This window comes from Bartonella sp. AP57NXGY, from assembly GCF_042195805.1.
Classification (GTDB): Bacteria; Pseudomonadota; Alphaproteobacteria; order Rhizobiales; family Rhizobiaceae; genus Bartonella.
Window position 1 is genome coordinate 1 of sequence record NZ_JBHIOZ010000075.1, and the last position, 6,361, is coordinate 6,361.

Genomic DNA, 6,361 nt, shown 5'->3' on the forward strand with positions numbered 1-6,361 from the left:
TCGCTTATGTATCTTCACCTTTGGGTAAACGTGTAATGATAAAAATTATAAAAGTATCATAGCAATATCATTGAGAATTTCTATCAATTAGGATAGTATCAATTGTCAATGTTATTAAAAACCTCTCAAAATAAATAGAGAATCATCAAGATAAATAGAGAAACATAATGAATCGTCGCCACCGTATTTATGAAGGCAAGGCTAAAATTTTATATGAAGGACCTGAACCAGGAACTTATATTCAATTTTTTAAAGATGATGCAACAGCCTTTAATGCAAAAAAACATGAAATTATCGACGGAAAGGGCGTTTTAAACAACCGAATTTCGGAACATATCTTTAGCCACCTTGGACGTTTAGGCATCCCAACACATTTTATCAAACGTATAAACATGCGCGAACAGCTTATTAAAGCAGTGGAAATCATTCCGTTGGAAGTTGTTGTTCGCAATGTTGCGGCCGGCTCTCTTGCTAAGCGTTTAGGTCTGGAAGAAGGAACCCCGCTTCCACAATCCATCATTGAGTTCTACTATAAAAATGATTCTCTCGATGATCCCATGGTGACAGAAGAACATATCACGGCTTTTGGGTGGGCTGTCCCACAAGAGATAGAAGATATCATGCAACTTTCAATTCGTATTAATGATTTTCTTTCTGGGCTTTTTGCCGGTGTTAACATACAATTAATTGATTTTAAAATGGAATTTGGTCGCCTGTGGGAAGATGAAACAATGCGCATTGTTCTTGCTGATGAAATCTCTCCTGATTCTGCACGACTATGGGATATGCAAACACACGAAAAAATGGATAAAGACCGTTTTCGTCGTGATATGGGTGGGCTTATTAATGCCTATCAAGAAGTCGCCAAACGTCTTGGTATTATGAATGAAAATGAACCAATACGACCAAGTGGTCCCGTTCTCGTAAAGTAAACACAAGATAAAATAACATCATCTTCTACAAATACTCCTCTTCAAATGAGAGGTTCTTTTAAAAAGCAGGAAGTAAAATAATGAGAGCACGCATTACAGTTACTTTAAGAGAAAGCGTTCTTGATCCACAAGGAGAAGCAATTGTCGGTGCTTTAAAAAGTTTGGCTTTCGAAGGCATTCAATCCATTCGTCAAGGAAAGGTTTTTGATATTGTTCTTGATGATCTACCTTCTGAAACCGCAAAGAGAAAACTTGAACAAATGTGTGAAGAGTTACTCGCAAATACTGTCATTGAAAATTATACAATCGAACTTCTGTAAGTGAAACACTCATGAAAACTGCCATCATTCAACTTCCTGGATTAAATCGTGATCGAGATATGGTTGCAGCATTACATCATATAACGGGAGTTGAGCCACTAAAAATTTGGCAAACAGAAACAACAATTCCAGATGTAGATGTTATTATTATTCCTGGTGGTTTTTCCTATGGCGACTACTTAAGATGTGGTGCAATTGGAGCGCGAACTCCCATCTTAAAAGCCATTCGTGAAAAAGCACAAGAAGGGACTACAATAATAGGGATCTGTAATGGATTTCAAATTTTGTTGGAAGCGGGATTATTACCCGGTACTTTAATGCGTAACGCTTCTTTAAAATTTGTTTGTCGTGAAATCAAACTTGAAGTCGTCAATGCCAAGACAAAATTTTCTCGATATTATTCTAAAGGACAAATTATTCGTTGTCCTGTTGCTCATCACGATGGGAATTATTTTGTTGATAGTGAAACATTAAAACAAATGGAAGATAATGAACAAATTGTTTTTCGTTATGCAGAAAATACAAATCCTAATGGCTCAATGAAAGATATTGCTGGTATTGTTAATAAAGCTGGTAATATTCTTGGTATGATGCCTCATCCTGAAAACTTTATTGAACCCGCCCATGGCGGTATTGACGGTCGTTTACTTTTTCAAAGTGCTTTAGAGTTAGTAAAGGGATGATGCCGCAAAAATCCTCGAGCTCCATAATTATAAAACAAAGGTCGATATCTCATATCGTAAATCTATGAACGAAATTCTTCACAAACAACAATGGATATTATTGCTCTAAATACATAATTATTTAAGATCGTTTTTGGTCTTAAATCCCACCAAACAAACGAACAAAATCTTCAGCTTACGGTCTATGAATATTTTTATTATTAAACAACATTATTGCTTATAATAGCTGCTAGATAGAAACTAAAATGCTGAATTTCAGTTAATTTAACGGATAAATACTCATGAAGCCTTGCGATAACATCACTATTACACCAGAGCTCATTGCACAACATGGCCTAAAAGAGGATGAATATCAACGTATCTTGACGTTAATTGGTAGAGAACCAACATTTACTGAACTAGGAATTTTTTCTGCAATGTGGAATGAACATTGTTCCTATAAATCCTCTAAAAAATGGCTAAGAACTCTTCCAACAGAAGGAAAATGTGTCATTCAAGGGCCTGGTGAGAATGCTGGTGTTGTTGATATTGGTGAAGGAGAATGTGTTGTTTTCAAAATGGAAAGCCATAACCATCCTTCTTATATTGAACCTTATCAAGGTGCAGCGACAGGCGTGGGTGGTATTTTGCGTGATGTCTTCACAATGGGAGCCCGTCCTGTCGCCGCTATGAATGCATTGCGATTTGGCGCTCCTGATCATCCGCGAACACGCCATCTTGTTTCTGGTGTTGTTTCTGGAATAGGTGGTTACAGCAATTCTTTTGGTGTTCCAACGGTTGGTGGAGAAGTCAATTTTGATGAACGTTATAATGGCAATATCCTCGTTAACGCTTTTGTCGCCGGTATTGCAAAGACAGACGCCCTTTTTTATTCTAAAGCACAAGGCATCGGACTCCCTGTTGTTTATCTTGGTGCGAAAACAGGACGTGATGGTGTCGGTGGAGCAACAATGGCTTCTGCTGAATTTGATGATTCAATCAGTGAAAAACGTCCAACCGTTCAAGTCGGTGATCCTTTTACAGAAAAATGTCTTCTTGAAGCATGTTTAGAGCTCATGGAACTTGGAGCCGTGGTTGCTATTCAAGATATGGGGGCAGCAGGTCTCACCTCTTCTGCCGTTGAAATGGGTGCAAAAGGAAATTTAGGGATACAGCTTAATCTCGATACAGTTCCTGTTCGAGAAGAAAATATGACAGCCTATGAAATGATGCTTTCTGAAAGCCAAGAGCGTATGCTCATGGTTCTTAAACCAGAGTTAGAAAAGCAAGCAGCAGCAATTTTTCATAAGTGGGGGCTCCATTTTTCCATTATTGGAAAAACAACCGATGATCTACGTTTCCGCGTATTTCATCAAGGGGAAGAAGTTGTCAATCTTCCCATCAAAGAACTTGGTGATGAAGCACCTGTTTATGACCGTCCTTGGAGTGAGCCGGCAAAAAAAACACCCTTAAAAGCAGAAGACGTCAAAAAAGTTGAAAATCTTGGTGATGCACTTGTGACCTTATTGAATTCTGCTGATCAAAGTTCACGGCGATGGATTTATGAACAATATGATACCCTTATCCAAGGAAATAGCCTTATTCGCCCAGGAGGTGATGCAGGCGTTATCCGTGTAGGCAACAATAGCAAACGTGCTCTTGCTTTTTCTTCTGATGTAACACCTCGCTATTGTGAAGCAGACCCTTATGAGGGAGGGAAACAAGCTGTCGCAGAATGCTGGCGAAACATTAGTACGACAGGTGCAACACCGTTAGCTGCTACAGATAATCTCAATTTTGGGAACCCTGAAAAACCTGAAATTATGGGACAGCTGGTTTTTGCTATTAAAGGGATCGGGGAAGCTTGTAGAATCCTCGATTTCCCTATCGTTTCAGGCAATGTTTCTCTTTACAACGAAACAAATGGGGAAGCCATTCTTCCAACCCCCACAATTGCTGGTGTAGGACTTCTTAATGATTGGTCTAAAATGGTCACAATAAGTGGTATGCAAAATGGAGATATTCTTGTTTTAGTAGGAAATTGCGGCTCCCATTTAGGACAATCAATCTATGCACGTAACATTTTAAATATTGATGCAGGTGCCCCCCCCCCTGTAGATTTACAACTTGAAAAAAAGCATGGTCAATTTGTTCGAGATGTCATACATCGTGGTTTTGTTCACGCCGCCCATGATCTTTCTGATGGAGGATTAGCGATTGCGCTTGCAGAAATGGTCATTAAAGCAGGTAAAGGGATCAAAGCAAAATTAAGCAACCAATCACCAGAACATGCAGAACTTTTTGGAGAAGACCAAGGACGTTATCTTTTAGCCGTCAAACCTCACTCTCTTAATAGTCTTAAAGAGCGTGCACAAATCAATACAGTTTCTTTAACAGAGCTAGGTCAAGTTGCAGGTGATGCACTTGATATAGATGGAATACTAAAACTTTCTATAGACAAACTCACAAAAGCCTATGAAAATTGGTTTCCACAATTTATGGGTGAAGAGTAAAAATTGTTGTTTTTAAACAGCTCTTACAAAAAGTGAACAACATAGGAGAATAATGATGGCGATGAGTGCCCATGCAATTGAAACGCTTATTCGTGAAGGCATTCCCGATGCGACTGTAACAATTCGTGATCTTGCTGGAGATGGAGAACATTATGCGGCAGAAGTTATTTCTGAAAGTTTTCGCGGTAAAACCCGTGTTCAACAACATAAAATGGTCTATGATGCCCTTAAAGGCAATATGGGAACTGATCTTCACGCCTTAATGTTGCAAACAAATATCCCCAAATAATCTAAAATTTTTTCTTGCATTCATTCACTCAATACGATTTAAAAACAGTACGAGTATAAATTACACACTTATAAAAATCCAAAATATCGAGGGATAAAAATGACCACTGTTCATGATTTTATTGATAACGAGATTAAAACAAACGACGTCATTTTATTCATGAAAGGAACACCTGACGCTCCGCAATGCGGATTTTCAGGACAAGTTGTTCAAATCCTTGACTATTTAGGATTGAATTATAAAGGGATTAATATCTTAACTTCTGACGAATTGCGTCAAGGGATCAAAGATTACTCAAATTGGCCAACAATTCCACAGCTTTATGTCAAAGGTGAATTTGTTGGAGGCTGTGATATTGTTAAAGAAATGTTTCAAAACAATGAGTTACAGGAACTTTTGAAAGAAAAAAATATTCCTTATAATCAATCATAGGTATCTTTCATTTTATTCAGACTCTAAAAAAGAGCTGTTTTCAGACGAAATTTTTATTTCAAGGATGCCATATGTCATATTCAGTCGATGAACAAACGCATAGTGATGCGATTAGAAACAAAATTGGCTATAAAGAATTTGTTGTTCTTATTGCTTCTCTCATGGCTATTAACGCTATAGCTGTTGATATTATGCTGCCAGCTATGCCCAATATTTTGGACGGCTTAAATGTTCTTAATGAAAATGATCAACATTATATTATTTCGAGTTATCTTATTAGCTATGGTATTGCTCAAATATTTTTCGGTCCTATAAGCGATCGGTATGGACGACGTAAACTTATTCTTCTCGGGCTTGCTTTTTATTCATTTACGGCGATTGGCTGTGCCTTTGTAACTGATTTTTCTCTCTTACTTATTTTGCGTATCTTGCAAGGCATTGGAGGAGCTGCTATGCGCGTGCTCACAGTTTCCGTTGTACGTGATCTCTACAGTGGTCGAAAAATGGCAGAAGTTATGTCTATTGTTATGATGGTTTTTCTTGTTGCACCAATGGTTGGTCCCGCAACAGGACAGATCATTTTACTGCTCGGACATTGGCAATATATTTTTATTTTCATGGCAATGATTGGTTTCGGGCTGATGATTTGGATTCAATTCCGCTTGCCTGAAACACTTCATGAACAACGCCCTCTTTCCTTTTCTTCAGTTAAACACAACTTATGGGTTGTTGTGACAAATCGTACAACACTTTGCTATACACTTGCAACTTCTATCATTTTAGGGTGCATTTTTATCGCTGTTAATACATCACAACAAACCTATGAAGGAATTTATAACTTAGGCTTTTGGTTTCCTATCGCATTTGCCATCGGTGCTGCATTTCAGGCTTTCTCATCATTCATGAATTCTCGACTTGTCGGACGTCTTGGGATGAGACGTATTGCTCATACTATGCTTTTGCTCTTTTGTGCCACTTCATGCATTTGGTTTATTGGCTCCATCTTAGCAGGTGGTGTTATCCCTTTTCCTTTTTATATGACGTTATATTGTATATTAATGTTTACCTGTGGTGGCATTATGGCCAATTTCAATACACTCGCTCTCGAATCTGTAGGCGAAATTGCTGGAACAGCATCTTCTGTATCCGGCTTTCTTCAAACATCTATCGGTGCAGGACTTAGCTTTTTTATTGCCCAACAATTTGATGAAAC

At 38.1% G+C, this 6,361-nt stretch carries 7 protein-coding genes; all 7 read left to right on the plus strand.

Annotated elements, in window-relative coordinates; translation table 11 throughout:
* Positions 1 to 167: 167 nt before the first annotated feature.
* Positions 168 to 932 carry a phosphoribosylaminoimidazolesuccinocarboxamide synthase gene (gene purC, locus ACFIL8_RS07010; RefSeq protein ID WP_375622413.1) on the plus strand — a complete coding sequence of 255 codons (765 nt, stop codon included), beginning with the start codon at positions 168 to 170 and terminating at the stop codon, positions 930 to 932.
* A gap of 80 nt (positions 933 to 1,012) precedes the next feature.
* Complete coding sequence (gene purS / locus ACFIL8_RS07015) at positions 1,013 to 1,252, plus strand: phosphoribosylformylglycinamidine synthase subunit PurS (RefSeq protein ID WP_375689246.1); 240 nt, start codon at positions 1,013 to 1,015, stop codon at positions 1,250 to 1,252.
* Between the two features lie 11 nt (positions 1,253 to 1,263).
* On the plus strand, positions 1,264 to 1,935 hold the full coding sequence (gene purQ / locus ACFIL8_RS07020) for a phosphoribosylformylglycinamidine synthase subunit PurQ (protein WP_375622411.1): 672 nt from the start codon (positions 1,264 to 1,266) through the stop codon (positions 1,933 to 1,935).
* A 281-nt stretch (positions 1,936 to 2,216) separates the two neighbouring features.
* Entirely contained in the window at positions 2,217 to 4,427 is a 2,211-nt protein-coding gene (purL, locus tag ACFIL8_RS07025) for a phosphoribosylformylglycinamidine synthase subunit PurL (protein WP_375689248.1), read from the plus strand.
* A 55-nt stretch (positions 4,428 to 4,482) separates the two neighbouring features.
* Positions 4,483 to 4,716 (plus strand): BolA/IbaG family iron-sulfur metabolism protein, encoded by a 234-nt coding sequence (locus ACFIL8_RS07030; protein ID WP_375622409.1) that lies wholly within the window; start codon positions 4,483 to 4,485, stop codon positions 4,714 to 4,716.
* 99 nt (positions 4,717 to 4,815) lie between these two features.
* Positions 4,816 to 5,148 carry a Grx4 family monothiol glutaredoxin gene (gene grxD, locus ACFIL8_RS07035; RefSeq protein ID WP_375622408.1) on the plus strand — a complete coding sequence of 111 codons (333 nt, stop codon included), beginning with the start codon at positions 4,816 to 4,818 and terminating at the stop codon, positions 5,146 to 5,148.
* Positions 5,149 to 5,219: 71 nt separating this feature from the next.
* Positions 5,220 to 6,361, plus strand: a 1,142-nt coding sequence (locus tag ACFIL8_RS07040; RefSeq protein WP_375689250.1) for a multidrug effflux MFS transporter, incomplete at its 3' end; no start/stop codon positions are given.